The 24,700-nt window shown below is 59.5% G+C and carries 21 protein-coding genes and 1 pseudogene; 11 read left to right on the forward strand and 11 right to left on the reverse strand.

The window, feature by feature from the left end; genetic code table 11:
* The first annotated feature begins 1 nt into the window (after nucleotide 1).
* Nucleotides 2-2,236 carry an autotransporter outer membrane beta-barrel domain-containing protein gene (locus WA225_RS17980; protein ID WP_422608976.1) on the forward strand — a complete coding sequence of 745 codons (2,235 nt, stop codon included), beginning with the start codon at nucleotides 2-4 and terminating at the stop codon, nucleotides 2,234-2,236.
* A gap of 132 nt (nucleotides 2,237-2,368) precedes the next feature.
* Here the strand turns inward: WA225_RS17980 and oadA are convergent, their stop codons facing one another.
* Both oadA and WA225_RS17990 read right to left on the reverse strand, forming a co-directional pair.
* Nucleotides 2,369-4,177, reverse strand: coding sequence for a sodium-extruding oxaloacetate decarboxylase subunit alpha (gene oadA / locus WA225_RS17985; protein WP_016984008.1), 1,809 nt, complete (start codon nucleotides 4,175-4,177; stop codon nucleotides 2,369-2,371).
* A gap of 11 nt (nucleotides 4,178-4,188) precedes the next feature.
* Nucleotides 4,189-5,604: an acetyl-CoA carboxylase biotin carboxylase subunit gene (locus tag WA225_RS17990; protein ID WP_025112637.1), complete on the reverse strand. Its 1,416-nt coding sequence runs from the start codon at nucleotides 5,602-5,604 to the stop codon at nucleotides 4,189-4,191.
* Between the two features lie 190 nt (nucleotides 5,605-5,794).
* Here WA225_RS17990 and WA225_RS17995 point away from each other — a divergent pair, with 190 nt between their 5' ends.
* Nucleotides 5,795-6,757 (forward strand): LysR family transcriptional regulator, encoded by a 963-nt coding sequence (locus WA225_RS17995; RefSeq protein WP_016984010.1) that lies wholly within the window; start codon nucleotides 5,795-5,797, stop codon nucleotides 6,755-6,757.
* Here the strand turns inward: WA225_RS17995 and WA225_RS18000 are convergent.
* The 3 genes from WA225_RS18000 to WA225_RS18010 form a co-directional block, all read right to left on the reverse strand.
* Nucleotides 6,699-6,902, reverse strand: coding sequence for a PA3496 family putative envelope integrity protein (locus WA225_RS18000; protein ID WP_008078845.1), 204 nt, complete (start codon nucleotides 6,900-6,902; stop codon nucleotides 6,699-6,701). The genes WA225_RS17995 and WA225_RS18000 overlap by 59 nt on opposite strands.
* A gap of 147 nt (nucleotides 6,903-7,049) precedes the next feature.
* A complete protein-coding gene (hexR, locus tag WA225_RS18005) occupies nucleotides 7,050-7,916 on the reverse strand; it encodes a transcriptional regulator HexR (RefSeq protein ID WP_007912071.1) in 867 nt (288 codons plus the stop codon).
* A 127-nt stretch (nucleotides 7,917-8,043) separates the two neighbouring features.
* On the reverse strand, nucleotides 8,044-10,914 hold the full coding sequence (locus WA225_RS18010; protein WP_422608977.1) for an EAL domain-containing protein: 2,871 nt from the start codon (nucleotides 10,912-10,914) through the stop codon (nucleotides 8,044-8,046).
* A gap of 257 nt (nucleotides 10,915-11,171) precedes the next feature.
* On the opposite strand from WA225_RS18010, the gene uvrD reads away from it, so the two are divergent.
* The 4 genes from uvrD (at nucleotide 11,172) to WA225_RS18030 (ending at nucleotide 15,536) form a co-directional block, all read left to right on the forward strand.
* Nucleotides 11,172-13,355 (forward strand): DNA helicase II, encoded by a 2,184-nt coding sequence (gene uvrD / locus WA225_RS18015; protein WP_007912069.1) that lies wholly within the window; start codon nucleotides 11,172-11,174, stop codon nucleotides 13,353-13,355.
* A gap of 141 nt (nucleotides 13,356-13,496) precedes the next feature.
* A complete protein-coding gene (locus WA225_RS18020; RefSeq protein WP_016984014.1) occupies nucleotides 13,497-13,937 on the forward strand; it encodes an EamA family transporter in 441 nt (146 codons plus the stop codon).
* A gap of 177 nt (nucleotides 13,938-14,114) precedes the next feature.
* Nucleotides 14,115-14,990 (forward strand): Tim44 domain-containing protein, encoded by an 876-nt coding sequence (locus tag WA225_RS18025; RefSeq protein WP_422608978.1) that lies wholly within the window; start codon nucleotides 14,115-14,117, stop codon nucleotides 14,988-14,990.
* 138 nt (nucleotides 14,991-15,128) lie between these two features.
* Nucleotides 15,129-15,536, forward strand: coding sequence for an SMI1/KNR4 family protein (locus WA225_RS18030; RefSeq protein WP_008078852.1), 408 nt, complete (start codon nucleotides 15,129-15,131; stop codon nucleotides 15,534-15,536).
* A gap of 26 nt (nucleotides 15,537-15,562) precedes the next feature.
* Here WA225_RS18030 and WA225_RS18035 read toward each other — a convergent pair whose 3' ends face one another.
* Nucleotides 15,563-17,326, reverse strand: a complete 1,764-nt coding sequence (locus WA225_RS18035) for a cation:proton antiporter (RefSeq protein ID WP_422608979.1) — start codon at nucleotides 17,324-17,326, stop codon at nucleotides 15,563-15,565.
* 280 nt (nucleotides 17,327-17,606) lie between these two features.
* On the opposite strand from WA225_RS18035, the gene WA225_RS18040 reads away from it, so the two are divergent.
* Nucleotides 17,607-18,089 (forward strand): acyl-CoA thioesterase, encoded by a 483-nt coding sequence (locus tag WA225_RS18040; protein WP_003229693.1) that lies wholly within the window; start codon nucleotides 17,607-17,609, stop codon nucleotides 18,087-18,089.
* A gap of 127 nt (nucleotides 18,090-18,216) precedes the next feature.
* Here WA225_RS18040 and pdxY read toward each other — a convergent pair whose 3' ends face one another.
* Nucleotides 18,217-19,089: a pyridoxal kinase PdxY gene (gene pdxY / locus WA225_RS18045; RefSeq protein ID WP_422608980.1), complete on the reverse strand. Its 873-nt coding sequence runs from the start codon at nucleotides 19,087-19,089 to the stop codon at nucleotides 18,217-18,219.
* Nucleotides 19,090-19,206: 117 nt separating this feature from the next.
* On the opposite strand from pdxY, the gene WA225_RS18050 reads away from it, so the two are divergent.
* Nucleotides 19,207-19,620, forward strand: a complete 414-nt coding sequence (locus tag WA225_RS18050) for a DUF3301 domain-containing protein (protein ID WP_064389782.1) — start codon at nucleotides 19,207-19,209, stop codon at nucleotides 19,618-19,620.
* 6 nt (nucleotides 19,621-19,626) lie between these two features.
* Here the strand turns inward: WA225_RS18050 and WA225_RS18055 are convergent, their stop codons facing one another.
* Entirely contained in the window at nucleotides 19,627-20,592 is a 966-nt protein-coding gene (locus tag WA225_RS18055; protein WP_422608981.1) for a CobW family GTP-binding protein, read from the reverse strand.
* A 29-nt stretch (nucleotides 20,593-20,621) separates the two neighbouring features.
* Here WA225_RS18055 and WA225_RS18060 point away from each other — a divergent pair, with 29 nt between their 5' ends.
* Nucleotides 20,622-20,978, forward strand: a complete 357-nt coding sequence (locus WA225_RS18060; protein ID WP_212545393.1) for an NADH:ubiquinone oxidoreductase — start codon at nucleotides 20,622-20,624, stop codon at nucleotides 20,976-20,978.
* A gap of 14 nt (nucleotides 20,979-20,992) precedes the next feature.
* Here the strand turns inward: WA225_RS18060 and WA225_RS18065 are convergent, their stop codons facing one another.
* Nucleotides 20,993-21,637 (reverse strand): DUF1826 domain-containing protein, encoded by a 645-nt coding sequence (locus tag WA225_RS18065; RefSeq protein WP_422608982.1) that lies wholly within the window; start codon nucleotides 21,635-21,637, stop codon nucleotides 20,993-20,995.
* Nucleotides 21,637-22,842, reverse strand: a complete 1,206-nt coding sequence (gene zigA, locus WA225_RS18070) for a zinc metallochaperone GTPase ZigA (protein ID WP_422608983.1) — start codon at nucleotides 22,840-22,842, stop codon at nucleotides 21,637-21,639. Before zigA ends, WA225_RS18065 begins: the two co-directional genes overlap by 1 nt.
* Before the next feature lie 222 nt (nucleotides 22,843-23,064).
* On the opposite strand from zigA, the pseudogene WA225_RS18075 reads away from it, so the two are divergent.
* Both WA225_RS18075 and WA225_RS18080 read left to right on the forward strand, forming a co-directional pair.
* Nucleotides 23,065-23,187: pseudogene (locus tag WA225_RS18075) on the forward strand (glutamine synthetase); the annotation flags it as partial.
* Complete coding sequence (locus WA225_RS18080) at nucleotides 23,170-23,442, forward strand: glutamine synthetase (protein ID WP_422609118.1); 273 nt, start codon at nucleotides 23,170-23,172, stop codon at nucleotides 23,440-23,442. The pseudogene WA225_RS18075 and the gene WA225_RS18080, both read left to right, overlap by 18 nt.
* On the opposite strand, the gene WA225_RS18085 is transcribed toward WA225_RS18080, so the two are convergent.
* Nucleotides 23,439-24,641 (reverse strand): N-acetylmuramoyl-L-alanine amidase, encoded by a 1,203-nt coding sequence (locus WA225_RS18085; RefSeq protein ID WP_422608984.1) that lies wholly within the window; start codon nucleotides 24,639-24,641, stop codon nucleotides 23,439-23,441. The genes WA225_RS18080 and WA225_RS18085 overlap by 4 nt on opposite strands.
* Nucleotides 24,642-24,700: the final 59 nt, after the last annotated feature.

The following is a 24,700-nucleotide window of genomic DNA, read 5'->3' on the forward strand; positions in this document are numbered from 1 at the left end:
AATGCCCGTTCAACACACCTGCAAACCGAAACATCTGGCTCTGGCGATTGCACTGGCAATCGGATGCGTAGAGACCTCGATAGCACAACAACCCGAACCTGCTATCGCCGCAGAAACAGATGACAGCAAGCCGCGAAAAAAAACGCGCGCAGCTAAAGCATTGGCACCTGTGGTTCCTGGCGATGTAATGGAACCGATCGAGGACCTCTTCGCGATCGAAGAATTTATCGGACCACTCGAACACACTTCACCATTCCTCAGGAATCTGAGAAGGCCCGTCACTACTGTCGAATTTGACGATTCCTTTTACGCGGGCCTGGAATTTCCCGAGATCGTAATGGAAGAACACAGTGATGCCGGGGTTGACTTGGTCGCTCCTTTTGATCGGGACATGAATGTCTACACGACGGCCGTTTCGTTTCTTTCCGGTCCGGCTGAGAGTGTCAATGGCGTGTCCCTGCAACTGGGCGAAGGAGATGACTTACTGGTGATCAACAACGGCGCCCGCTGGAATGGGCGACTGGATGGTGGCGCTGGCATCAACGGCCTGCTACTCAATGGAACCGAGGGCGGCGAGATCGGCGAGACGCGTAACTTTTCAAGTCTGCGTGTCGCCCGAGGCCTATGGACGCTCAGCCATGAGTTTAGCGGTGACGCTGACGTCCAATCGGGGGCAGCCCTCGTCAACTCAGGCTCGATTGGCGGGGTCACTGTAGACAAAGGTGCGGTATTCGGTGGTTCCGGCCATGTTGCCAACTTGTATGTCGGCGGATCGCTGTTGGCGTCCCAGTTGCATGGAGCGCCCAAAATACAAGGCGATCTGGTGTTTGATAAGGGCGCGATACTTTCCTATGGCGTCTCTGCTGACGGTGGATCAGACCCTGTGGTCGTCAAAGGCACCGCGACTCTGGGGGGCGCTCAGGTTCAGGTTTACGGGAAGCCCGGAGTCTACGCGATCAACACGGAACACTTGATTCTGACCGCTGACACCATTGAAGGTGAATTTGGTGAGGTCACCACTAACCTCGCCTATATGACCCCTACGCTGTCTTATGAAAAACAAAAGGTGAACCTGAATTACACCCGCAGTGGGGTAGCGCTCGCAGACCTTGCAAAAACCCGTAATGGACGATCGATTGCAGACAGTATTGTCGAGCCGACGGCGCGAACAGCAAATCAAGCAACAAAGCCTTCAAACACCGCCGTTGCATCATTGCTCACCAGCGACAAAGCCACCGCACCTGTCGCCCTCGAACAACTCGCTGCCGGCAGCAACGCCAACCTCGCCAAAGCCACGCTGAGCAGTATCACCCCCGTGAGCGCGAGCATGCTCTCGGCCATGCAACAACTGAATAGCCGTTACGGCTCCGCTTACAGATCCGGCAACTCGCCGCGTCAGGCGACCGGCGCGGCCGATTCCGGGCGGGTGTGGATTCAGGCGCTCGGCCATGGCGGCAAGGTCGACCGCGACTTCGACAGCACCCTCAAACACGCGACCCAGGGTCTGGTCATGGGCGCCGACTGGCTGTTGAATGAGCAATGGCATGTCGGCGTGGTGGGTGGCAAATCGCAGACCAGACTCGACGCCCGGCAGTACGATGGCGACCTCGACAGCTGGCACCTCGGTGCTTACGCCGTGCGTCAGGACGGACCGCTGGCCCTGCGCCTCGGCGCGACCTACGCCAGTCATGACGGCGACAGCAAACGTCGCGTGGCTTTCAACGGCTTCAGTGATCATCTCAAGGGCAACTACAACGCCAACACCCAGCAAGCCTTTGCCGAACTGGGTTTCAACCTTGGCCGAAACAACGCGACCATAGAGCCGTTCGCCAGCCTCGGTTATCAGCGTTACCAACGCGACAGCTACAACGAAAAGGGTGGCGATGCAGCGCTGAAAGTCTTTGGCCAAACCCGCGACAACATCAGCAGCACCTTTGGTTTGCGTACGGCGAAAATCACTCGGCTGGATAACGGCATGAGTCTGACGCCTCGCTTCAGTGCCGGCTGGAAACACACCTTTGGCGAGATTGAAAACGACACCCGCCAGCAACTGGTCAAGGGTGGCAAGAGGTTTGAGGTTGCCGGTGCAGCGCTGGATCGCAACAGCCTGTCGGTGGATGCCGGCCTCGACCTTGGGCTGTCTGCCAATCACACGGTCGGTGTGGGTCTCACCGGTGAAATGGCCACTGACAGCCGCACTCACGGCGTGATGGGCCAGTGGCGCATGGCGTTCTGATCGGCTAAACATTGCCCCTATAGGAGTAGGCCTGCGCCTATAGGGGACTTGTGTCAGCAGACAAATTCCGGTCAAAAAAAAGGGGAGCACATGCTCCCCCGAGGTTTAAAGCGTTGGATCGCGGCCGTTATCTCAGCCTTCGATCTCGATCAGAATTTCACCCGGATTGACCCGATCGCCCTTGGCCACATGAATCGCGGTGACCTTGCCGGCGATGGCGGCCTGGACTTCGGTTTCCATCTTCATCGCTTCGGTGATCAACACAGCCTGGCCGGCCTTCACGGTGTCGCCTTCCTTGACCAGCACATCGACGATGTTGCCGGGCATGGTGGTGCTGACGTGGCCAGGTGCCGACGCCTGTTTGCGCTTGCTGCTGCCACCGCTGACGAATTCGTTGAGCGGTTCGAACACCACTTCTTCCGGCATGCCGTCGATGGACAGGTAGAAGTGACGCTTGCCTTCCGCCTTGACGCCGACACCGGTGATGTCGACGCGGTAGGTTTCACCGTGGACGTCGATGACGAACTCGGTCGGCACACCTTCGCCGCCCGCCTTGGTCACACCGCCCGCTTCCGGAATCGGCAGCAGCACTTCCGGCGTCAGGGTGCCGGCGGCACGCTCTTCGAGGAATTTGCGGCCGATGTCCGGGAACATGGCGAAGGTCAGCACGTCCTCTTCCGACTTGGCCAGTGCGCCGATGTCAGCGCGCAGCTTGGTCATTTCCGGCTTGAGCAGATCGGCCGGACGCACATCGATAACTTCTTCGCTGCCGATGGCCTGACGCCGCAGCTTCTCGTTGACCACGCCCGGCGCTTTGCCGTAGCCACCTTGCAGGTAGAGCTTCACTTCGTTGGTGATGGTCTTGTAGCGCTCGCCGGCCAGCACGTTGAAGAACGCCTGGGTGCCGACGATCTGCGAAGTCGGCGTCACCAGCGGCGGGAAGCCGAGGTCTTCACGCACCCGCGGGATTTCTGCCAACACTTCGGCCATGCGGTTGAGGGCGCCCTGCTCTTTCAACTGGTTGGCGAGGTTGGAAATCATCCCGCCCGGCACCTGGTTGACTTGCACACGGGTGTCGACGGCGGTGAATTCGCTTTCGAACTGGTGGTACTTCTTGCGCACGGCATAGAAGTACAGGCCAATCTCTTGCAGCAGCTCGAGGTTCAGGCCGGTGTCGTACTCGGTGCCCTTGAGTGCAGCGACCATCGACTCGGTGCCCGGGTGGCTGGTGCCCGACGCGAAGCTGGAGATCGCGGTGTCGATGTGGTCGGCGCCGTTTTCGATCGCCTTGAGCTGGCACATGGTCGCCAGACCGGCAGTGTCGTGCGAGTGGATGAACACCGGCAGCGACTGCTCGGCTTTCAGTGCGCGAACCAGTTCACCGGTGGCGTACGGGGTCAGCAGACCGGCCATGTCCTTGATCGCCACCGAGTCGCAACCCATGGCTTCCATCTGCTTGGCTTGCGCCACGAACGCATCGATGGTGTGCACCGGACTGGTGGTGTAAGCGATGGTGCCTTGGGCATGTTTGCCGGCAGCCTTCACCGCTTCGATGGCCACGCGCAGGTTACGCACGTCGTTCATCGCGTCGAAGATACGGAACACGTCGATGCCATTCACCGCCGCCTTGGCGACGAAGGCTTTGACCACGTCGTCGCTGTAGTGGCGGTAGCCCAGCAGGTTCTGCCCGCGCAAAAGCATTTGCAGACGGGTGTTAGGCAGCGCCGCGCGCAGTTGGCGCAGACGCTCCCACGGGTCTTCTTTCAGAAAGCGTACGCAGGCGTCGAAGGTCGCGCCGCCCCAGCATTCCAGCGACCAATAGCCGACTTTGTCGAGCTTGTCGCAGATCGGCAGCATGTCTTCGGTGCGCATGCGGGTGGCGAGCAGCGATTGGTGAGCGTCGCGCAGGATGGTATCGGTAACGAAGATCTTCTTGGACATTGTTGTATTCCTCACAGGCCTGCGTGGGCGGCGATGGCGGCGGCGATGGCCAGGGCCAGCTCTTCGGGTTTGCGCTTGATCGAGTAGTTGGTCAGTTCAGGATGGCTTTCAACGAAGCTGGTATTGAACTGGCCGCTACGGAATTCCGGGTTGCGCAGGATTTCCTGGTAGTACGCGGCGGTGGTCTTCACACCCTGCAGACGCATGTCATCCAGCGCACGCAGGCCACGGTCCATTGCCTCTTCCCAGGTCAGTGCCCAGACCACCAGTTTCAGGCACATCGAGTCGTAGAACGGCGGAATGGTGTAGCCGGTGTAGATCGCGGTGTCGGTGCGCACGCCCGGACCACCGGGGGCGTAGTAACGGGTGATCTTGCCGAAGCTCGGCAGGAAGTTGTTCTTCGGGTCTTCGGCGTTGATACGAAACTGCAAGGCGAAACCACGGTGCTGAATGTCTTCCTGCTTCACCGACAGCGGCAGGCCGGAGGCGATGCGGATCTGTTCGCGGACGATGTCGATCCCGGTAATTTCTTCGGTGATGGTGTGTTCCACCTGCACCCGGGTGTTCATCTCCATGAAGTACACCTCGCCTTCGGCGAGCAGGAACTCCACGGTGCCGGCGTTCTCGTAACCCACCGCCTTGGCCGCACGTACCGACAAGTCGCCGATGTAGGCGCGTTGCTCCGGGGTCAGTTGCGGGCTCGGGGCGATTTCGATGAGCTTCTGGTTGCGACGCTGGATCGAGCAGTCACGCTCGAACAGATGCACGACGTTGCCGAAGCTGTCGCCGAGGATCTGCGCTTCGATGTGCTTGGGATTGACGATGCATTTTTCCAGGAACACTTCGGCAGAACCGAAGGCCTTGGTCGCTTCGGAAATCACCCGAGGGAAATTCTGTTCGAGCTCTTCACGGCTGTTGCAGCGACGAATGCCGCGACCACCACCACCGGAGGTGGCCTTGAGCATCACCGGGTAACCGATGCGGTCACCTTCGGCCAAGGCCTCTTCGATGTCGGCAACGTTGCCTTCGGTGCCCGGCGTGACCGGAACGCCGGCCTTGATCATGCTGCGGCGTGCTTCGGTCTTGTCGCCCATGCGGCGAATGACTTCCGCCGACGGGCCGATGAATTTGATCCCGCGCTCGGCGCAGATGTCTGCCAGTTCGGCATTTTCCGAAAGGAAACCGTAACCGGGGTGCAATGCATCGCAGCCGGTTTCAACCGCCAGGTTCACCAGCTTGCGCGGGTTCAGGTAACCGGCCAGTGGCTCGGCACCGATGCTGTGGGCCTCGTCCGCTCGCTTCACATGCAGTGCATGACGGTCGGCGTCGGAAAAAATCGCAACCGAGCGAATGCCCATTTCGGCGCAGGCTCGCACGATTCGTACGGCAATCTCACCACGGTTGGCGATCAGGATCTTTGTTATCACTTGGAGGTTCCCTTGAGCCGGTGGCACCACGACCTGCTAGACCCAGGTCGACGCGTGACCAAATGTTTCAATTTAGTCGCAGGTCCACACTAGCGCTCATGAGGGATTAACAAAAATGAATAAAAATTGGGTTAGCCATAAGTAAAGACTTATAGTTAAACGATCAGCCCGCCGAAAGAGCCAATAATAAATGCGTAAGTCATTGATGCGTATGACATTGCGTCAGTTGCAGATCTTCAACGAAGTGTGTGATTTACGCTCTTATAGCCGCGCAGCCGAGGAAATGTCGCTCACGCAACCGGCCGTCAGCCTACAGATTCGTCAGCTTGAAGAGCTGATCGGGCAGCCATTATTCGATTATGTCGGCAAAAAACTCTACATGACCGAAGCCGCCGAAGCACTCCAGCGCGCCAGCCGGGACATTTTCGGACGCCTGGAAAACCTCGATATGCAGCTCTCGGACATGCAGGGATCGTTGCAAGGTCAGCTGAAACTGGCGGTGGAATCCAGCGCCAAATACTTCGTCCCGCATCTGTTCGCCGCGTTCAAACGCCAGCACCCGGAAGTGAATCTGCAACTGACCGTGGTCAACCGTGGCCAGGTGATTCGCAGGCTGTCCGACAACCGCGACGATCTGGTGATCATGTCGATGGTGCCGCAGGACATGGGCCTGGAATTCCTGCCGTTCCTCAACAATCCGATTGTTGCCGTGGCGCGCCCGGATCATCCGTTGGCACACATGGGCCCGCTACGTTTGCAGGATCTGGAACCCTACACGCTGCTGATCCGCGAACCGGGGTCGGGTACGCGACTGGCCTGCGAAGAGTATTTCAAAGAGAAACGCGTGCATTTCACCCAGACCCAGGAAGTGGCCTCGGCTGAAGCCCAGCGTGAATGTGTGCAGGCGGGTTTGGGCCTGGCGCTATTGACGCGCCACGCCCTGAACCTGGAGCTGGCGACCGGTGGACTCGTCGAGTTGCCGGTCGAGGAACTGCCGCTGCTGCGTAGCTGGTGCCTGGTGCAAGCCAAGGCCAAACGCCTGTCACCGGTGGCGCACGCCTTCCTGGCGTTTATCCGTAGCGAGCGCGTGCAGATCAGCGCGCTGGTTGAGCGCTTCGACGGGAAGCTGCGGGTGCTGCCTGCCAGTGAGTGATCTCGGGAAAGTCGCCGATTTCGGCCTGAAGCTGACGGAGTTCGAAGCGATCTTCGATAGCGCGGCGAAATTCCATGCGGCGCTGGTCTTCCTGCTGACGACGGGTTTTCGCGGCGCTGTTGCGTTCTTCGTAGGGCTGAGCCATTTCGAGTCTCCCAAGGCGATGACGGGAGTTTCACGATAGGCGGGAGGGATGACGGTTTGGCTGCGCGGGGATGACAGTGCGATGAAACTTGCGCAGAGGGGTGATTAACTTGTGGCGAGGGAGCTTGCTCCCTCGCCACAACAGCTGTCAGTCATCCAGGGCTTTGGCGGCCTTTGGCGACAAACGCAAACTACGCAGACTGCGCTTCACGCTCTTCAGGTGATTGACCAGGCTCGGACCGCGCGCCATGGCCACGCCCATCGCCAGCACATCAATCACCACCAGATGCGCAATGCGTGAAGTCAGCGGCGTATAGATTTCGGTGTCTTCGTGCACATCGATCGCCAGATTGACCGTCGACAGCTCGGCCAACGGCGTCTGGCTCGGGCACAAGGTGATCAGCGACGCGCCGCTCTCGCGCACCAGATTGGCGGTGATCAGCAGATCCTTGGAACGCCCCGACTGCGAAATACAGATCGCCACATCGGTCGGTTTCAACGTCACCGCCGACATCGCCTGCATGTGCGGGTCGGAGTACGCCGCTGCCGTCAGCAGCAAACGGAAGAATTTGTGCTGGGCATCCGCCGCCACTGCGCCGGAGGCACCGAAGCCGTAGAACTCGACACGCTGCGCCTGCGACATCAGCGTCACCGCGCGCTGCAACTCAACCGGATCGAGCTTCTCGCGAACCTCCATCAAAGTGTGCAACGTGGTGTCGAAAATCTTCAGGCTGTAATCGGCGACCGAGTCGTCTTCGTGGATCGCGAACTGGCCGAAGCTGGCACCGGCCGCGAGGCTTTGCGCTAACTTCAGTTTGAGATCCTGAAAACCGGAGCAACCGATGGCGCGACAGAAGCGCACGATGGTCGGCTCACTGATGCCGACGCTGTGGGCCAGATCGGCCATGGAACTGTGCATCACCGCCGCCGGGTCAAGCAGCACGTGGTCGGCGACCTTGAGCTCCGACTTGCGTAACAGGTGACGTGACTGGGCGATGTGTTGCAGCAGATTCAAGGGGCTGGACTCTTCTTATGGGCAAGGATGTAGCACGCTTGTAGTTATACTACATGAATTGGCTTTTTGCCTGCTCAATGCGTAACTCGATGTCCCCATATCAGGCGCGATGAGGTGCATGTAGCCCTTAAAACGGTTTTTCCTGTTCGCGCAACAGCCCGGCCAGACTGTCAGCTTCCACGGGCCGGCTGATCAGATAGCCCTGCACTTCATCGCAGCGCTCGGCGCGTAAAAATTCCAGTTGATCCTGCCGCTCGACGCCCTCAGCCACCACCTTCAGTGACAAGCCGTGGGCCATGGCTATGATCGCGCGAGTGATCGCTGCATCTTCGCTGCCCTCGCCCAGCCCGCGAATGAACGCCTGATCGATCTTCACGTAATCCACCGGAATGCGCTTGAGATAACTCAGCGATGAATAGCCGGTGCCGAAGTCATCAATGGCCAGTTTCACCCCCAGATCGCGCAGTTGCTGGAAGGTCGCGATGATGTGTTCGACACTGTCGAGCAGTTGGCTCTCGGTCAGTTCCAGTTCGAGGTAGTGCGGCGCCAGCCCGGTTTCCTCGAGCACTTGCCGCACCAGGCTGACCAGTTTTCCCTGACGCAATTGATGCACCGACAGGTTCACCGAAACGCGGATCGGTTCCAGGCCCTGACGCTGCCATTCGCAGGCCTGCCAGCACGCCTGACGCAGGACGAATTCGCCGATCGGGCCGATCAGCCCGGTTTCCTCCGCCAATCCGATGAAATCCCCCGGCGGTACTCGGCCCATGGTCGGATGATCCCAGCGCACCAGCGCTTCCGCCGCATTCAGGCGCCCGGTTTGCAGGCACAGCTTCGGTTGATAAAACACTTTCAGCTGCTTGTCTTCGATGGCTTTGCGCAGCTGGTTTTCCAGTTGCAAGCGCTCGAGGGTGCTGGCCTGCAAGCTGTCGGTGTAGAACTGAAAATTGTTACCGCCCAAGTGTTTGGCATGTTGCATGGCCATGTTCGACTGGCTGACCAGCGCGGAAATCTCCCGGGCATTGTCCGGCAGCATGCTGATGCCCATCGAGGCGCTGACCACCAGTTCATGCCCTTCCACCGTCAGCGGCAAACGCAGTTTGCTCGACAGTCGCGTGGCGACCCGCGCCAGACTCGACAGGTTGCCGTAGGCGTCGAACAGCACCGCGAACTCATCACCGGACAAACGGGCAATGGTGTCGGCTTCCGGCAACGCGTTGACCAAGCGGCGCGCCATTTTCTGCAGCAACTGATCGGCAATCTCATGGCCCAGACTGTCGTTGAGCAATTTGAAGCGATCAAGGTTGATGTGCAGCAACGCCAGACTGCGCCGGCCCTGACGCGAACGCTGATGTGCTTCGTGCAGGCGCTCGCGGAACAGCGAGCGGTTGGCCAGCCCGGTGAGCTCGTCGTAGTGTGTCAGGTAACGCATGCGCTCTTCGGATTCGCGCCGCGCTGAAAGATCGGCGAAGAAGCCGACAATATGACTGACATTCCCACGACTATCGCGCACTGCATTCAACTGCAGCCACTGCGGATACAGCTCACCATTCTTGCGGGTTTCGACCAGTTCGCCCTGCCAACTGCCATGCTGCTCCAGTGCATGGCGAATCGCGACGTAATGGCGGCGGGCATCGCGACTGCACGGCAATTCGACGACGTTGCGCCCGAGCATGTCCTCGATGTCATAACCGGTGACGCGACTGAACGCCTGATTGATCGCGATCAGCGCATAGTTCGGGTCGAGAATGACGATGCCTTCGCTGGCCGCCTCGAACACCGTCGCCGCCAGGCGCTGCTGTTCTTCGAGGCGTTTGCTCGCGCTGATGTCGCGACGCGTGCCGACCATGCGGATCACCTGCCCGCTGTCGCTGCGCTCGACGGCGCGGCCACGGTCTTCGATCCACACCCAGTGGCCATCGCCATGGCGCACGCGGTACTCGATCTGATAATCCTCGGTACGGCCTTTCAGATGTTCGATCAACGCATGTTTAAGCGCCGGCACGTCTTCCGGATGCAGACGGGGTTTGAGGTCACGAAGGATCGCCGTGACGTATTCCGGAGCGAGGCCGAACAGCTCCTGAATCTGCGTGTGGTGGACTTCGTCGGTTTGCAGGTTCCAGTCCCACAGTCCCAGCTCACTGGCCTTCAACGCCAGTGCCAGCCGTGCCTCGCTCTTGCTCAGGGCCTGATTGGCCGCGTCCAGTTCGCGGCTGCGCTGGGCGACGCGGTCTTCGAGTTCGACCTGTGCTTCGCGCAACTTGCCCTCGGCGCAGCGCCGTTGTTCGATTTCTCTGGCCAGCTCCTGATTGAGCTGCTCGCTGCGCGACTGCGTCTGTTGCAAGTGTTCGATCAGGTGCTGATTCTGGAAGCGCCGCAGCAAACCACGATCGATCAGCCGATTGACCTGCCACGCCACCACGCTCAGCGAACCGAGCAGGATCAACCCGAGCCAGCCCCAGCCGCGTGCCTGCTCGTCACCGCCCCAGAACAGAAAGCCGATCGCCGGCAACAGACAGGGCAAGGTAAACGACAGAAACGCCGGCAGGCTCACCGCGTAGGCCACACTGGCCGACAGCGTCGCCGCGCCGATCAGGCCGAACACCCAGGCTTGTTGCATGAAATTATCGGCGGGCACCAGCGCGATGCCGGCACCGGCCAGGGTCAGCCCGGTCATGGTCGAGCCAAGCAGGAACATGCGGAACCAGATGGGCTGGGCCTGGCGATTGGGGATCGCCGAATCGAACGCCGCCACCTGAATAACCCGCAACGCGACCAGCGACAGCAACCAGACCAGCCAGACGCTGACCACGAAGTAGCGCTGCGGGCTCCAGAGCAAACCGGCGCAGACCAGACCATTGATCAACATGAACAGCGTGGGCAACAACGAGCCCTGATACAGCAGACGCGTGCGTTCCACCGCCATTTCGACGGCATAGTGCTTGCGGATAACCCGGGGTTCCACGGAGGGGCCCGACAGTTCGGCGCTGAGGGTCATGGGCAACGTTCTTGTTCTTATAAGGAGGGCGTGCGCCCGAAACGTGGACGGAGCATACACAAGCCGATCCCGTTGCCAAACTGCTCCAGATCATAATTTCAGCGAAACTATTCCGCCCTTTGCCACCCGCGAAACCCTCGGAGCGCGGCGGGCCGATGCCTGTAGCCAGTGACCGACCGGTCGTCATCGGCAGGAGTTTCATCGGCTAATGCAAAGCTCGGTTTGCCCGGGCCTGCGGCGCACCCTAGAATGCCCCGATGCGCGATGATCTCTCCCTTCTGCTGAATTCCCTCAACGATGCCCAACGCCAGGCCGTAGCGGCCCCCGTTGGCCGTCAGTTGGTCCTGGCCGGTGCTGGCTCCGGTAAAACCCGAGTGCTGGTGCACCGTATCGCCTGGTTGATCCAGGTCGAAAACGCCTCGCCCCACTCCATTCTGTCGGTGACCTTCACCAACAAGGCCGCTGCCGAGATGCGTCACCGCATCGAGCAGTTGCTGGGTATCAACCCGGCGGGCATGTGGGTCGGCACCTTCCACGGCCTCGCGCACCGCTTGCTGCGGGCGCACTGGCAGGAAGCGGGCCTGAGCCAGACCTTTCAGATTCTCGACAGCGACGACCAGCAACGGCTGGTCAAGCGGGTGATCCGCGAGCTCGGTCTCGACGAGCAACGCTGGCCGGCGCGTCAGGCGCAGTGGTTCATCAACGGTCAAAAAGACGAAGGCCTGCGTCCGCAGCACATTCAGGCCAGCGGTGATTTGTACCTGGCGACCATGCGCGGCATTTACGAAGCCTACGAGGCAGCGTGCCAGCGTGCCGGGGTTATCGATTTCTCCGAATTGCTCCTGCGTGCCCTCGACCTGTGGCGCGATCATCCGGGCCTGCTGGCGCATTATCAGAAGCGCTTCCGTCATATTCTGGTGGACGAATTCCAGGACACCAACGCCGTGCAGTACGCCTGGTTGCGCCTGCTCGGCAAGGGCGGCGACAGCCTGATGGTGGTCGGCGACGACGACCAGTCGATTTACGGCTGGCGCGGCGCGAAGATCGAAAACATTCATCAGTACTCCTCCGACTTCGCGGATTCGGTAACCATTCGCCTCGAGCAGAACTATCGCTCCACCGCCGGCATTCTCAAGGCTGCCAACGCCCTGATCGCCAACAATACCGGGCGCCTCGGCAAAGAGCTGTGGACCGACGGCGGCGACGGCGAAGCGATCAATCTGTACGCCGCGTTCAACGAACACGACGAAGCACGCTACGTTGTCGAAACCATCGAAAGCGCGCTGAAAACCGGCTTGGCCCGTAGCGATATCGCGATTCTGTACCGCTCCAACGCCCAATCGCGCGTTCTCGAAGAAGCTTTGCTGCGTGAACGTATTCCGTACCGTATCTACGGTGGCCAGCGCTTCTTCGAGCGTGCGGAAATCAAAAACGCCATGGCTTACCTGCGCTTGCTCGAAGGTCGCGGCAACGATGCGGCGCTGGAACGGGTGATCAATGTGCCCGCCCGTGGCATCGGCGAAAAAACCGTCGAAGCCATCCGTGATCACGCGCGCCACAGCGATGTATCGATGTGGGAAGCGATGCGTCAACTAGTCGCCAACAAAGGCCTGACCGGCCGCGCGGCCGGTGCCTTGGGTGCGTTTATCGAACTGATCGAGAACCTCGCCGCCAAGTGCATGGAAATGCCGTTGCACCTGATGACGCAAACCGTCATCGAGCAATCCGGCCTCATTGCCTACCACGAAGCGGAAAAAGGCGAGAAAGGCCAGGCTCGGGTAGAAAACCTTGAGGAACTGGTCAGCGCCGCGCGCAACTTCGAGAACACCGAAGAAGACGAAGAGCTGACGCCACTGGCAGCGTTTCTCGGCCACGCTTCGCTGGAGGCCGGCGACACTCAGGCCGACGAACACGAAGACAGCATTCAGTTGATGACGCTGCACAGCGCCAAAGGCCTGGAATTCCCTTACGTGTTCCTCGTGGGCATGGAAGAAGGCCTGTTCCCGCACAAAATGAGCCTGGAAGAACCCGGTCGTCTTGAAGAAGAGCGGCGTCTGGCCTACGTCGGCATCACCCGGGCGATGCAGAATCTGGTCATGACCTATGCTGAAACCCGACGCCTGTACGGCAGCGAAACCTACAACAAGGTCTCGCGTTTCGTACGCGAGGTGCCGAAAGGCCTGATACAGGAAGTGCGCTTGTCGAACAGCGTCAGCCGTCCATTCGGCGGTAATCAGTCGATGAGCGGCAGCAACCTGTTCAGCGGCAGCGAGATTCCGGAAACGGGTTTCAGCCTCGGTCAGGCAGTACGCCATTCGATCTTTGGCGACGGCGTGATCCTCAACTTCGAGGGCGCGGGTGCACAGGCGCGGGTGCAGGTGAACTTCAGCGAAGGCAGCAAGTGGCTGATGCTCGGTTACGCCAAGCTGGAAGCGATCTGATACCAACGCAAGACCAATGTGGGAGCGAGCTGCTCGCGAAGGCGTCCTGTCAGTCAACATAGATGTCTCTGCAATAGCGCATTCGCGAGCAAGCTCGCTCCCACAGGATCTGGGTCAGCAGGTTGATCAAAGGACATTTCCATGGGCTCAGGCTTCTTTTCTTCCTGGACATTCTGGGCCTTGCTCTCGGCCACTTTCGCCGCATTGACGGCGATCTTCGCCAAAGTCGGCATCGAAAACGTCAATTCCGACTTCGCCACCCTGCTGCGGACCATCGTGGTACTGGTCAGCCTGGCCTTGATTTTGTACGCGACGGGCCAATATCAGTCATTGGGATCGATCTCTGCGAAGAGTTATCTGTTCCTGTTGCTGTCCGGCCTGGGAACCGGTGCGTCGTGGCTGTGCTATTTCCGCGCGCTGAAAGTCGGCCCGGCCTCACTGGTCGCTCCGGTGGACAAACTCAGCGTGGTGCTGGTGGCGGTGCTCGGCGTGATTCTGCTGGGTGAGAAACTCGACCTGCGCCAATGGGGCGGCATCGGCCTGATCACTGCCGGTGTAGTGATGCTGGCGTTTCGTCGCTAAGCGTACTTTCTCACTGAACCTGTCCCGATTTCCTACAGCCAAAAGTACATGGCCTTATTGCCCCGACCGAGCTGAACGTAACCTGTCAGGCAAAAGCCCGAAACACTCTCTCGCTAGCCAGTAACACTTCAGCTGTGCAACATGGCGCGCGTGTCTCCACAAACGGGAATTCCCTTTATGAAACGTTTTCTTAGCATCGCCATGGCGTTGTGCATCGGCCTGACGATGAGCCTCGACGCCAACGCCAAGCGCTTTGGTGGTGGCAAAAGCGCCGGCGCTGCGCCGACGCACCAGACCAGCCAGATGGCTCCTTCTTCTCCAGGCATGGGCGGCGCTGCTGCGACCGCTGGTGCTGCCGGTGCCGCGGGCGCTGCGGCCAAGGCCGGCGGTGCTTCGAAATGGCTCGGCCCGCTGGCCGGCATCGCGGCTGGTGGCCTGCTCGCATCCATGTTCATGGGCGGCGGCTTCCAGGGCATGCAGATCTTCGACATCCTGATCATGGCCGTGATCGCGTTCGTGATCTTCCGCTTCATCGCCGCACGTCGACGCAAGCAGCAGGAGCAATTCGCTCCGGCCGGCGCGCCGATGCAGCGTGAAGTGTTCGAGCAAAAGCCTGCTGCCATGGGTTCGATCTTCGGTGGTTCGGCTGCACCTGCTGCCGCTCGTCCGGTGATCAACGCACCCGCGTGGTTCAACGAGCAGAACTTCCTTGAAGCTGCACGTAGCCACTTCCAGTCGCTGCAGCAGCACTGGGACGCCAACGAAATGGACAAGATCGCCGAGTTCGTGACCCCGCAAATGCTTGAGTTCCTCAAGCGTGAGCGTGCGGATCTGGGCGACGCGTTCCAGTCGACCTACATCGACAACCTCCAGGTGCAACTGGACGGCGTCGATGACCGTGCCGACAAGACCATCGCCACCCTGACTTTCAACGGTGTGTCGAAGTCCTCGCGCTTCGATCAGGGCGAAGTGTTCAGCGAAAGCTGGAACATGGAACGTCCGCAGGGCGAGAACCAGCCTTGGCTGGTTGCAGGTATCCGCCAGAACGGCTGATCCCCCCGCGCGCTTCACTTGCGGTAATAAAAACCCCAGCCTCGGCTGGGGTTTTCTATTTCGCGGTTGCATCTATAGCGAGCTACTGTATAAACCGGCCCATATAAACCGCGCCATTCAAGCAAGAGGATCCCGGACGTGGAAGAAATCATCGAACAACTGCGCGAAGCCAACGAACCCGTACCGGTTCCTTTGGAGTTGCCTGACGAAGACCAACTGGTGGAAGTCGAAGAAGAACTCTTCATCAACATCCCGTTCGTCTTCAAAGAATTTTTGCTGACCGTTAGCGATGTGGTTTACGGCAGCCTGGAGCCGGTGACTGTCACCGACCCGCAATCGCACACCTATTTGCCGGACGTCGCGGCCAATGCGTGGGACATCGGCGTACCGCGTGACCTGATCCCGATCTGCCAGGACGGTGAGAACTACTACTGCGTCGAAGAGGACGGCACCGTGGTGCTGTGGTCCGGCGAAGAAGAGCTGATCACCGAAGAGTCCTGGGAATCGGTGTGGCACTGGGCGCGGGACGTCTGGCTGGAAAGCTGATCGGCCAGCCGCCCCGGCCCGGTGGGTCAATGCCCCGACGACTCCTTGTGGTTGTCGAGGGTTTCCAGCAGCGCTACCTGCATCCGCGTGTGCACGCGGATGAACCAGCGCCAGAGCAGCGCCGCCACGGCGGCCGCGACCACGGCGATCAGCACCAGCAACTTGTTGGTCGGCAAGATACTGGCCGACAAGGCTGCCAACAGCAGGAAAATCACCAGCAGCGAGAGGATCGGGATCACTTCGGCGATCACCCGGCGCACTCGCTGTGTGTGACGCCCGGCCATCTCCGGCTTCACGCCCATCTCTGCCAGCAGCATCGACAGCGCCTTGAGCTTGCGATACGCCGCGATCAGGAACGGCAGCGATACCAACAGCGCTCCGCCCCAGATCAACGCCTTCTGCCAGCTCGGATCGCTGATCCAGTCCTGCAACCACAGCGAGATGCGTTCGGCGAAATACGCGCCGGCGAAGAAGATCGCAATCACCAGCGCCAGGTTGACGCCGACCTGCAGCAAGATCTTGCGAATGATTGAAGCCAGCATCGCACCCTCGCCTTGCGGCTGAATGCTGCGCAACCATTCCCCGTACATGCCCAGCACGCGGCCGAGAGGCTTGGGCACCGCCGCCGACAACTTGATCGACAGCGGATCAGCCGCACGAATCAGATACGGCGTCAGCAGCGTGGTAATCACCGACACGGCCACGGCGACCGGATAAAGGAAATTGCTGGTGACCTGCAAGGTCATGCCCAGCGCGGCGATGATGAAGGAAAATTCGCCAATCTGTGACAGTCCCATGCCCACGCGCAGTGAGGTACGTCCGTCATTACCGGCGATAAATGCACCGAGGCCGCAGGACAACATCTTGCCCAGTACCACGGCGACGGTAATCACCGCGATCGGCCACGCGTATTCGAGAAGAATCATCGGGTCGAGCATCAGGCCGATGGCCACAAAGAAGATCGCGCTGAACAGATCGCGAACCGGCTCGATCAGCCGTTCGATTTTCAGCAACTGCCGCGACTCGGCCATGATCGCGCCGATCAGGAAGGCGCCGAGCACCATGCTGTACTCAAGTTTGACCACCAGCAGGCAGAAGCCGAAACACAGGCCGAGCACGGTGATCAGCAGCATCTCGTTGCTTTCGAATTTGGCCACGTAGGCCAACAATCGTGGGACCAGCAGGATACCGATGACCAGCGCGACGATCATGAACAGCGACAACTTGCCGACTGTGGAAAACACTTCGCCGGAGCTGACAGTGCCGCTGACGGCAATGCTTGATAGCAGCGCGATGATGCCGATGCCGAGGATGTCTTCGACGATCAGCACGCCGAAGATCAACTGCGCAAAGCGCTCGTTCTTCATCTTCAGATCATTGAGTGCCTTGACGATGATGGTGGTCGACGAGATTGCCAGAATCGCGCCGAGGAACAGCGAGTCCATGGTGTTCCAGTCGAACCAGCGGCCGATTTCATAGCCGATCCAGATCATCAGGACAATTTCGAGGAACGCCGCGATAAACGCCGTTGCGCCAACCTTGAACAACTTGCGCAGGCTGAACTCCAGGCCGAGACAGAACATCAGGAAGATCACCCCGAGTTCGGCAAGAGTCTTGATGGTTTCTTCATCGTGAATCAGGCCGAACGGCGGTGTGTGCGGGCCGATGATGAAACCGGCGACGATGTAGCCGAGCACCACCGGCTGCTTGAAACGGTGGAACAGCACGGTCACCACACCTGCAACCAACATGATCACTGCCAAGTCCTGAATAAAACTGATGGCATGCATGGCGTGGCCTCCTTGAATGACGAGACTCGCGGGCAGACGTCAGAAAGGTCTGGGCGAGTTGGGTAAAAATCCGCTTTTCATGTGGGAATTGCCCTTGAGCAGGGCCTTTTGCAGGTTAACACCGCGACTTCCCACGGGAAGGCGGTGCAATATAAGGAAACAGATCGATTCCGGCGTGACGGCGGCCAGTTGCCCGGCGTCCCGATAACGGTGCTTTTGAAAAGTGACCAGGCACCCGCAGAGGTGCTTCCAGAAACCAGCCTTGATCCGTGAGAACGTTATGGAACCCGGAAACGCCCAGCTGTCGATGACGGTACTGATGACCCCCGACATGGCCAACTTCTCAGGCAATGTCCACGGCGGCACCCTGCTCAAATACCTCGACGAAGTGGCTTACGCCTGCGCGAGCCGTTATGCCGGCCGCTACGTGGTGACGCTGTCGGTGGATCAGGTGATTTTCCGCGAGCCGATCCATGTCGGCGAACTGGTGACCTTCCTCGCCTCGGTCAACTACACCGGCAACACCTCGATGGAAGTCGGCATTAAAGTCGTCACCGAAAACATCCGCGAACGCTCGGTGCGTCATACCAATAGCTGCTTCTTCACCATGGTCGCGGTAGACGACCAGCGCAAACCAGCCGCCGTGCCGCCGCTGCAGCCGCAGAACAGTGAAGACAAGCGTCGTTATATGCAGGCGCAGCAGCGCCGGCAGATTCGCCAGGAGCTGGAGAAGCGCTATCAGGAGATCAAGGGCGACGCCTGATCAGTCTTTGGATTGATGCTGTCTGAGCTATAGCCTTCGCGAGCAAGCTCGCTCCCACACTGGATCTGTGGCGTACACAAAACCAAATGTGGGAGCGAGCTTGCTCGCGAATGGGGGCAACGCGGTCTTACAAACTGATCGCAGTAGCCTCGAACTTCACCCGCGGATGCGCAATCCGGTCCTGCGCCCGCACCAGTTGCAGCTCATAACTGGCGCACGCCTGCGTTTCCAGCAGCACCTCATGCACCGCCGCCGCCGTGAATTCAAACGCCGCCACCAGGCTGTCGCCCAACAGCACCCGCGCCAGAAACAGGCCGGATGTCAGATCGCCCACACCCACCGGCTGACGCGGAAACGCCAGCAACGGACGGCGCAAATGCCAGCTGCCCTCGGCCGTTACCAGCAACATTTCAAAACCATCAGCCGGTTTGCCCGGATAGTCCAGATGCTTGACCAGCACCGCTTTCGGCCCGCGTGCCAGCAGCGCCCGCGCCATCGCCAGGCAATCGAACAGCGACTGCGGCTTGCGCCCGGAAAAACTATCGAGCTCCAACTGGTTCGGACACATGATGTCCGCCACGGCCGCTGCCTCATCCAACAGGAAATCGCTGACCTCGGTCGGCACACTGCAACCCTTCTCCGGGTGGCCCATCACCGGATCACACAGATACAAGGCCTTCGGGTTGACCGACTTGATGCGCTCGACACCGCTGAGAATCGCCCGCCCCTGCGCCGCGCTGCCGAGATAACCGGACAGCACCGCATCGCAGTTGCCCAGCTCGCCAATGGCCGCAATGCCTTCGACCAGCTCGGGAATCTGCTGCGGCGCCAACACTTCGCCGGCCCACTGGCCGTACTGGGTGTGGTTGGAAAACTGCACAGTGTTGAGCGGCCAGACGTTCACCCCGACCCGCTGCATCGGAAAAACCGCAGCGCTGTTGCCGGCGTGGCCGAACACGACGTGGGACTGAATGGCGAGCAGATGAGGCGTACGTTTCATTCGGGTCATTCCGTAAAACGATTGAAATTCAAGCCGCGCAGTATGCGACGAAACGCAGCCTGTACGACAGACCGGCGACGCAGTTAAGCTGACGCTATCTTTTGGAGTTCGATGTTGATGCTGACCCTGGAAAACATCTTCGTGCTGATGCTGTTCGCCGCCGCGGGCGCGTGGCTATGGCACAACCACGGCTTGCGCGAGCGGGCGCTGGAGCGGGTCAAGCAGCATTGTCTCAACGTGCGCGTGGAGTTGCTCGACGGCAACGTTGCACTGAAGAAGATCGGCTTCATCAAGGACGCCAACGGTCGCCGACGACTGGCGCGGGTCTACAACTTCGAATTCACCGTGACCGGTGAAACCCGGCATAACGGCACGATTACCCAGTTTGGAGCGCACAGTGCGCAGATCGAACTGGCGCCCTACCCGGCGCCGTTCGACGATACTCCGCCGGTGGTTGAAGTGCACAAACCGCGCGCGGAAGTAATCGAGCTAAGTCAGTGGCGGCAGGAACACACCAAGTGGAAGCCTTGAGCTGAATCACCGGGTTCGGCATCGCGCCAGCCCCGCCTGCAATTGATCAATATTTTGCGGATCGACGAAGATCAGTTCGATTCGCGAATCTTTGCGCCATTCGCTGGCCTGCCAGATCAGCTTGGCATTATCCAAAGCATTCGCAGACAACCAGCCATCCGAGCTGCGGATCACCAGTTTTGCTCGCTTCCAATCAAGGCCTGTTAACCAGTCGGCAATGCGTTGCTTGTCGAACGTCTGGCCCGGATGCCAACGCCAACCAATGCTCCAGCCACCCTCCTGCGCCTGACTCAGGCAAATCGGCAACGTCGGATCGCTCCAGACGGCCGGCATTTGTCCCAACCCTTTGGGCACGGCCAGGTTGTCCACACCGTTGACTGCTTTTGCAGCCAGGCCCGGCAGTTCGTTCAACGGTAGTTGCGCCTGTTGCGTCCAGATCAGCGGGACTGACGGCAATCGGTTGGCGATATTTGCCCGTGCCGTGTCATCAAGGTTTTCGGCTTTGTTCAGCAGCAGCAATCCGGCGCTCGCCAACGCGTCCTGTTGCGCGGCTGGTAATGCTTTCCCGACATGCAGCGCCTGAGCATCCAGCACCAGCACACAGGGCTGAACCGCCAGAACGCCTGACCATGGCGCTTCATTCAACTGCTTGAGCAACTGCGCTGGATGCCCCAGCCCGGACGGCTCGATGAACAGTCGATCCGGCCTCGCCTTGCGCAACAACCGCCCAAGGCCGATCTGAAACGGCGCGCCATTGACGCAACACAAGCAACCGCCGGCGACTTCGCCCAATGCGATACCCTCGGCGTCGCGGGTCAGCAGCGCCGCATCGAGGCCGATCTGGCCGAACTCGTTGATCAGCACCGCCCAGCGCTCACCTTCTGGCCGCTGGGCCATGAGCTGGCGAATCAGGCTGGTCTTGCCGGCGCCCAAAGGGCCAGCAATGACATGGGTAGGAATGTTCTGCAACATGGCGGGAAGCTTTCTTGGGAGATGCAAAGATGCGTTGGATGGGATGGTCGTTGCTGTTGGCGCTGCTGTCGAGCGAAGCGTGGGCTCAGGCCTGCGTGGTGCACAGTCAGGGCGAGCGGCTCGACGTCAAAGTCTGCCAGCAGAACCGCAATATCCCGCAGAAGCTGTTCAACGACGGTTTTTGCCAGCCAACGCTGGCCGGGCAGAAAGTCGAGGTGCAATACGTCGATCAATGCCCGAGCGGTGCGTTTGGCGTGTGCAGTAACGCGCAAGTCGCCAATATGCCTTATCGCCAAGACATCCACTATTACGGCGTCGCCACTGATGCGGCGTATTTGAAGCCATATTGCGAAGATCAGAGCCAAGGATCGTGGCTAAAACCTTGAAGCGTCTTGAGCCGTTAGCCGAGCCAGTCGAGGGTGAGGATCAATCGACGCTCGCCTGCGGGCGGTTGCGGCGAGCGATGGATGAGACCGAAGCCTTCATTGCCGTGCCATTTCTCGCCTTTCAATAGCGCAACGTCGCCACTGCCGAGTTGCTGAATGTGCGCTTGGGGTTCGGCGTTGGCCTGCCCCAGTTGCTGCCGATCCATCGCGCCTTCCTTGAGCCATTGGCTGCCGACCCCGGCGTACGTGGTGATCAGCCGCACCGGCACGTGATCAACGTGGAAACGCGGGCACATGGCTTTATCGAGCACCCGCAGGCGCAGGCCGATCCGCTTGGCGCCCAGCAAGCAGGCGAAGGCACTGACCAGCCATTTCAGGTCGGCGATAAAGCCTTCGTAACCCTCCAGATCACGGAAGCCTGCGGCCAACCCGGTTAAGTCAGGCTCGGCGTCCTCATCCGGCAACTCCAGACACAATGATTCTGCCAAGGGTTCATTAAGCGACAGCAGCAACCGGGCGAACTCGCCGATGTGCAACGGCAGTTGTCGCTGCCAGACGGCGAGGTTGCTGTCGTCGTCCAGAATTCGCGTCAGCGTCTTTGGAGTCGGGCCCTGGTGCTGATGACGGGTACGGTTTTGCTGCAGTTTGAGTGCGAGCATCAGGCAGCCTCTTCGTGCCAAGGCCCGAACGGATCCGGCAGTAATCGCCAGCCCTCTACGCCGAGGGCCATTTCTTCATCGGTGAGCAGGCAGTCGTCCAGTTCTTCAGAAAGCTGTAGGAAATCGATGTTCTGGCCAATGAAAACCAGCTCCTGGCGACAATCTCCTACGCTCGGCGTCCAGTTTTCCATGATCGCTGCAGTGCTTTCCTGATCCTGTGGCCATTGGGTCTTCGGCACGAAACGCCACCAGCGTCCGGCGAAACCATGCCGCATCAACCCGCCGGCCTGCGACCAGCTACCAGCGTCTGTGGGTTTGCTGGCGAGCCAGAAAAAGCCTTTGGAGCGCAGCAGTTTGCCGTTCAGCCACGGCCGATCAATAAAGCTGAAGAAACGTTGCGGGTGAAACGGGCGACGCGCGCGGAAGGCAGTGGAGGCGATGCCGTATTCGTCGGTTTCCGGCACATGCTCACCGCGTAACTCCTGCAGCCAGCCCGGCGCTTGCGCTGCTTTCTCGAAGTCGAAGCGGCCGGTGTTGAGGATCTTCTCCAACGGCACCTCGCCCATCACCATCGGGATGATTTCAGCCTGGGCATTGAGGCGCTTGAGGATCGCGATCAGCTCTTCGCGCTCGCTCTGGCTGATCAGGTCGATCTTGCTGATCAGCAATACGTCGGCAAACTCGATCTGTTCGATCAACAGATCGGTGATGGCGCGCTCGTCTTCCTCGCCGAGCATCTCGCCACGGGAGGCAAGGCTTTCCGCCGCCTGATAGTCCGGCAGGAAATTCATACCGTCGACTACAGTCACCATGGTGTCGAGTCGGGCGATGTCGGAGAGGCTTTGGCCATGTTCATCGCGGAAGGTGAAGGTTTCTGCGACCGGCAGCGGCTCGGAGATGCCGGTGGACTCAATCAACAAATAGTCGAAGCGACCTTCTCGGGCGAGCTTGCTGACTTCTTCGAGTAAATCTTCGCGTAACGTACAGCAGATGCAGCCGTTACTCATCTCGACGATTTTTTCTTCTGCGCGGTTCAGGCTGACATCACGCTGAACTTCGCTGCCATCGATGTTGATCTCACTCATATCATTGACGATGACCGCTACGCGCAATCCCTTGCGGTTACGTAGTACGTAATTCAAAAGTGTACTTTTTCCGGCGCCGAGAAATCCTGAAAGTACGGTGACGGGCAATTCGGCTGACATTGGATAATCCTCATAGGAAGGCAGGCGATTGGCGCTTTTGCCAGCGCTTGGCGTTTTTGCGCTTCATGCGAGGGTTTCGCTGAAGGTAAACGCTTGAAATCGGCCCGCTCAGGCTCAGTTATTATTTATGTTATAGTATAACAACATGAATAAACCAGCCCTGCTCTTGTCGTGCGCGATGAACAGCAGGAAGCTGAGCTAATCCCAGATTCGGAATCCCTGATGAAAACTGCGCTGAAATGCTCACTGTTGAGCCTTGGATTGCTGCTGGCTGGCAATGCGTGGGCGCAGTTACCGGCGCTCGCTGCCTGCACACGCAGCGCCAACCTGTTGGCATGCGTGGATGCCGAAGGGAACGCTTACAGCGTCAATACGGCCGGCACCACCCTTTACCTGCGCGGCTTTGAGAAGCATGGTCAACGCTATTGGGCGCAGACCAACAGTCGGTTTGGTCAACTGACGTTCTTCACCGGAATCGCCTCCGATGGCGAAGCCTGGGTTGGCTATACCCGACGTGTCGGCTGGACGACGATCAATCGCTTCTCCAGCTCTGGCGGCAGCAGCGCAAAATTCACCTGCAGCCGCATTACCGGATGTTAGACCTGCGCTTTCTGTTCCTCCCGCCGCCAGGCAAGGTAGCTGTCGACCGGCGGATTTTTTTCAAAATAACGCTGCAAGCCCTCAAATAAACCGTCGGCCACCGCCTGCTGGTGGCGTGCCGTGACCAGCCGCTGGCTGTCACGCGCATTGGAGATGAAACCGGTTTCGACCAGGATCGACGGAACATCCGGAGACTTCAGCACGGCAAATCCTGCCTGTTCCACGCGCTTCTGATGCAGTGTGGTGATGCCGGCGAGACTGCCAAGAACCGTGCTGCCGAGTTGCAGACTGGCAGCGATCGTAGCGTTCATCGACATGTCGAGAATGACCCCGGCCAGCATCGGATCCTTGTCTTTCAGATTGAGCAGGCTGGTAGCACCGAGCAGATCCGCGCCGTTCTCACGCTGCGCCATAAAGCGCGCTGTCGCCGATGTGGCACCGCCCTCGGACAAGCAATACACCGACGCACCCGACGCTGTGAGTCGTGGCGCGGCATCGGCATGAACCGACATGAACATGTCGGCCTTGTGCTGACGGGCGATCTCCACGCGTTTGCGCAAAGGCACAAAAAAGTCGTCATTGCGCACCAGCTTTACGTCGAAACCCTTCTCTTTCTTCAAGCGCTTGGCGAGCAGTTGCGCGATGGAAAGCACCACATCTTTTTCCCTTTCCCCCTTGGCACCGACCGCGCCGGGATCCTTTCCGCCGTGCCCTGGATCGACAACTACGATGATGTCGCGCTTAGGGTGAGCCCCCACCTTGAGTGTTTCACGTGGAACCATTGGTGCCGGTGGCGCCTCTTTTGCGCTGACCAAATCCAGAACCAAGCGATGACTTTGGCCATCCTGGGGCGCCAAAAGGAAGCTGTTCAGCAGTACCGGTTTGCTTAGATCGAGAACAATCCGCGTATCACTGCCGCCCAATGGGCCGGAGCGAATCGAACGAATGACCGTGCCATCCAATGCCAACTGGCTGAAATCTCCGCTCAACTTGGCACCGGACACATCAATCACCAGCCGCTCCGGAGCGCTGAGCGTGAAGGTTTTGTAGCGCACCGGCCCGCTCAGATCAAAAACCAATCGCAGCTTTTCATCAGAACGCCATAGCCGCGCGTTACGAATCTGGGTGGCTGAAACACTGAAAGGGAGGGTAAAGGCCGCACTGGCCAAAATCAGATTAAGTAGATGACGTCTGTGCATATGAAAGCCTGTTCATGAAAAAGGCATCGTGAATCGCATTGTTATAATGTAACATTGAA

It is taken from the genome of Pseudomonas sp., assembly GCF_049300855.1.
Taxonomy (GTDB): Bacteria; Pseudomonadota; Gammaproteobacteria; order Pseudomonadales; family Pseudomonadaceae; genus Aquipseudomonas.

Coding starts and splice junctions, on each gene's coding strand:
- WA225_RS18010 (WP_422608977.1), bottom strand. CDS start 10,914: ATGACCCTCAGCGCCGAACTGTCGGGCCCCTCCGTGGAACCCCGGGTT.
- WA225_RS17980 (WP_422608976.1), top strand. CDS start 2: ATGCCCGTTCAACACACCTGCAAACCGAAACATCTGGCTCTGGCGATT.
- WA225_RS18055 (WP_422608981.1), bottom strand. CDS start 20,592: ATGTTGCAGAACATTCCTACCCATGTCATTGCTGGCCCTTTGGGCGCC.
- WA225_RS18025 (WP_422608978.1), top strand. CDS start 14,115: ATGAAACGTTTTCTTAGCATCGCCATGGCGTTGTGCATCGGCCTGACG.
- WA225_RS18085 (WP_422608984.1), bottom strand. CDS start 24,641: ATGCACAGACGTCATCTACTTAATCTGATTTTGGCCAGTGCGGCCTTT.
- oadA (WP_016984008.1), bottom strand. CDS start 4,177: ATGTCCAAGAAGATCTTCGTTACCGATACCATCCTGCGCGACGCTCAC.
- uvrD (WP_007912069.1), top strand. CDS start 11,172: ATGCGCGATGATCTCTCCCTTCTGCTGAATTCCCTCAACGATGCCCAA.
- zigA (WP_422608983.1), bottom strand. CDS start 22,842: ATGTCAGCCGAATTGCCCGTCACCGTACTTTCAGGATTTCTCGGCGCC.
- WA225_RS18040 (WP_003229693.1), top strand. CDS start 17,607: ATGGAACCCGGAAACGCCCAGCTGTCGATGACGGTACTGATGACCCCC.
- WA225_RS18065 (WP_422608982.1), bottom strand. CDS start 21,637: ATGCTCGCACTCAAACTGCAGCAAAACCGTACCCGTCATCAGCACCAG.
- pdxY (WP_422608980.1), bottom strand. CDS start 19,089: ATGAAACGTACGCCTCATCTGCTCGCCATTCAGTCCCACGTCGTGTTC.
- WA225_RS18050 (WP_064389782.1), top strand. CDS start 19,207: ATGCTGACCCTGGAAAACATCTTCGTGCTGATGCTGTTCGCCGCCGCG.
- WA225_RS18000 (WP_008078845.1), bottom strand. CDS start 6,902: ATGGCTCAGCCCTACGAAGAACGCAACAGCGCCGCGAAAACCCGTCGT.
- WA225_RS18020 (WP_016984014.1), top strand. CDS start 13,497: ATGGGCTCAGGCTTCTTTTCTTCCTGGACATTCTGGGCCTTGCTCTCG.
- WA225_RS18035 (WP_422608979.1), bottom strand. CDS start 17,326: ATGCATGCCATCAGTTTTATTCAGGACTTGGCAGTGATCATGTTGGTT.
- WA225_RS17995 (WP_016984010.1), top strand. CDS start 5,795: ATGCGTAAGTCATTGATGCGTATGACATTGCGTCAGTTGCAGATCTTC.
- WA225_RS18060 (WP_212545393.1), top strand. CDS start 20,622: ATGCGTTGGATGGGATGGTCGTTGCTGTTGGCGCTGCTGTCGAGCGAA.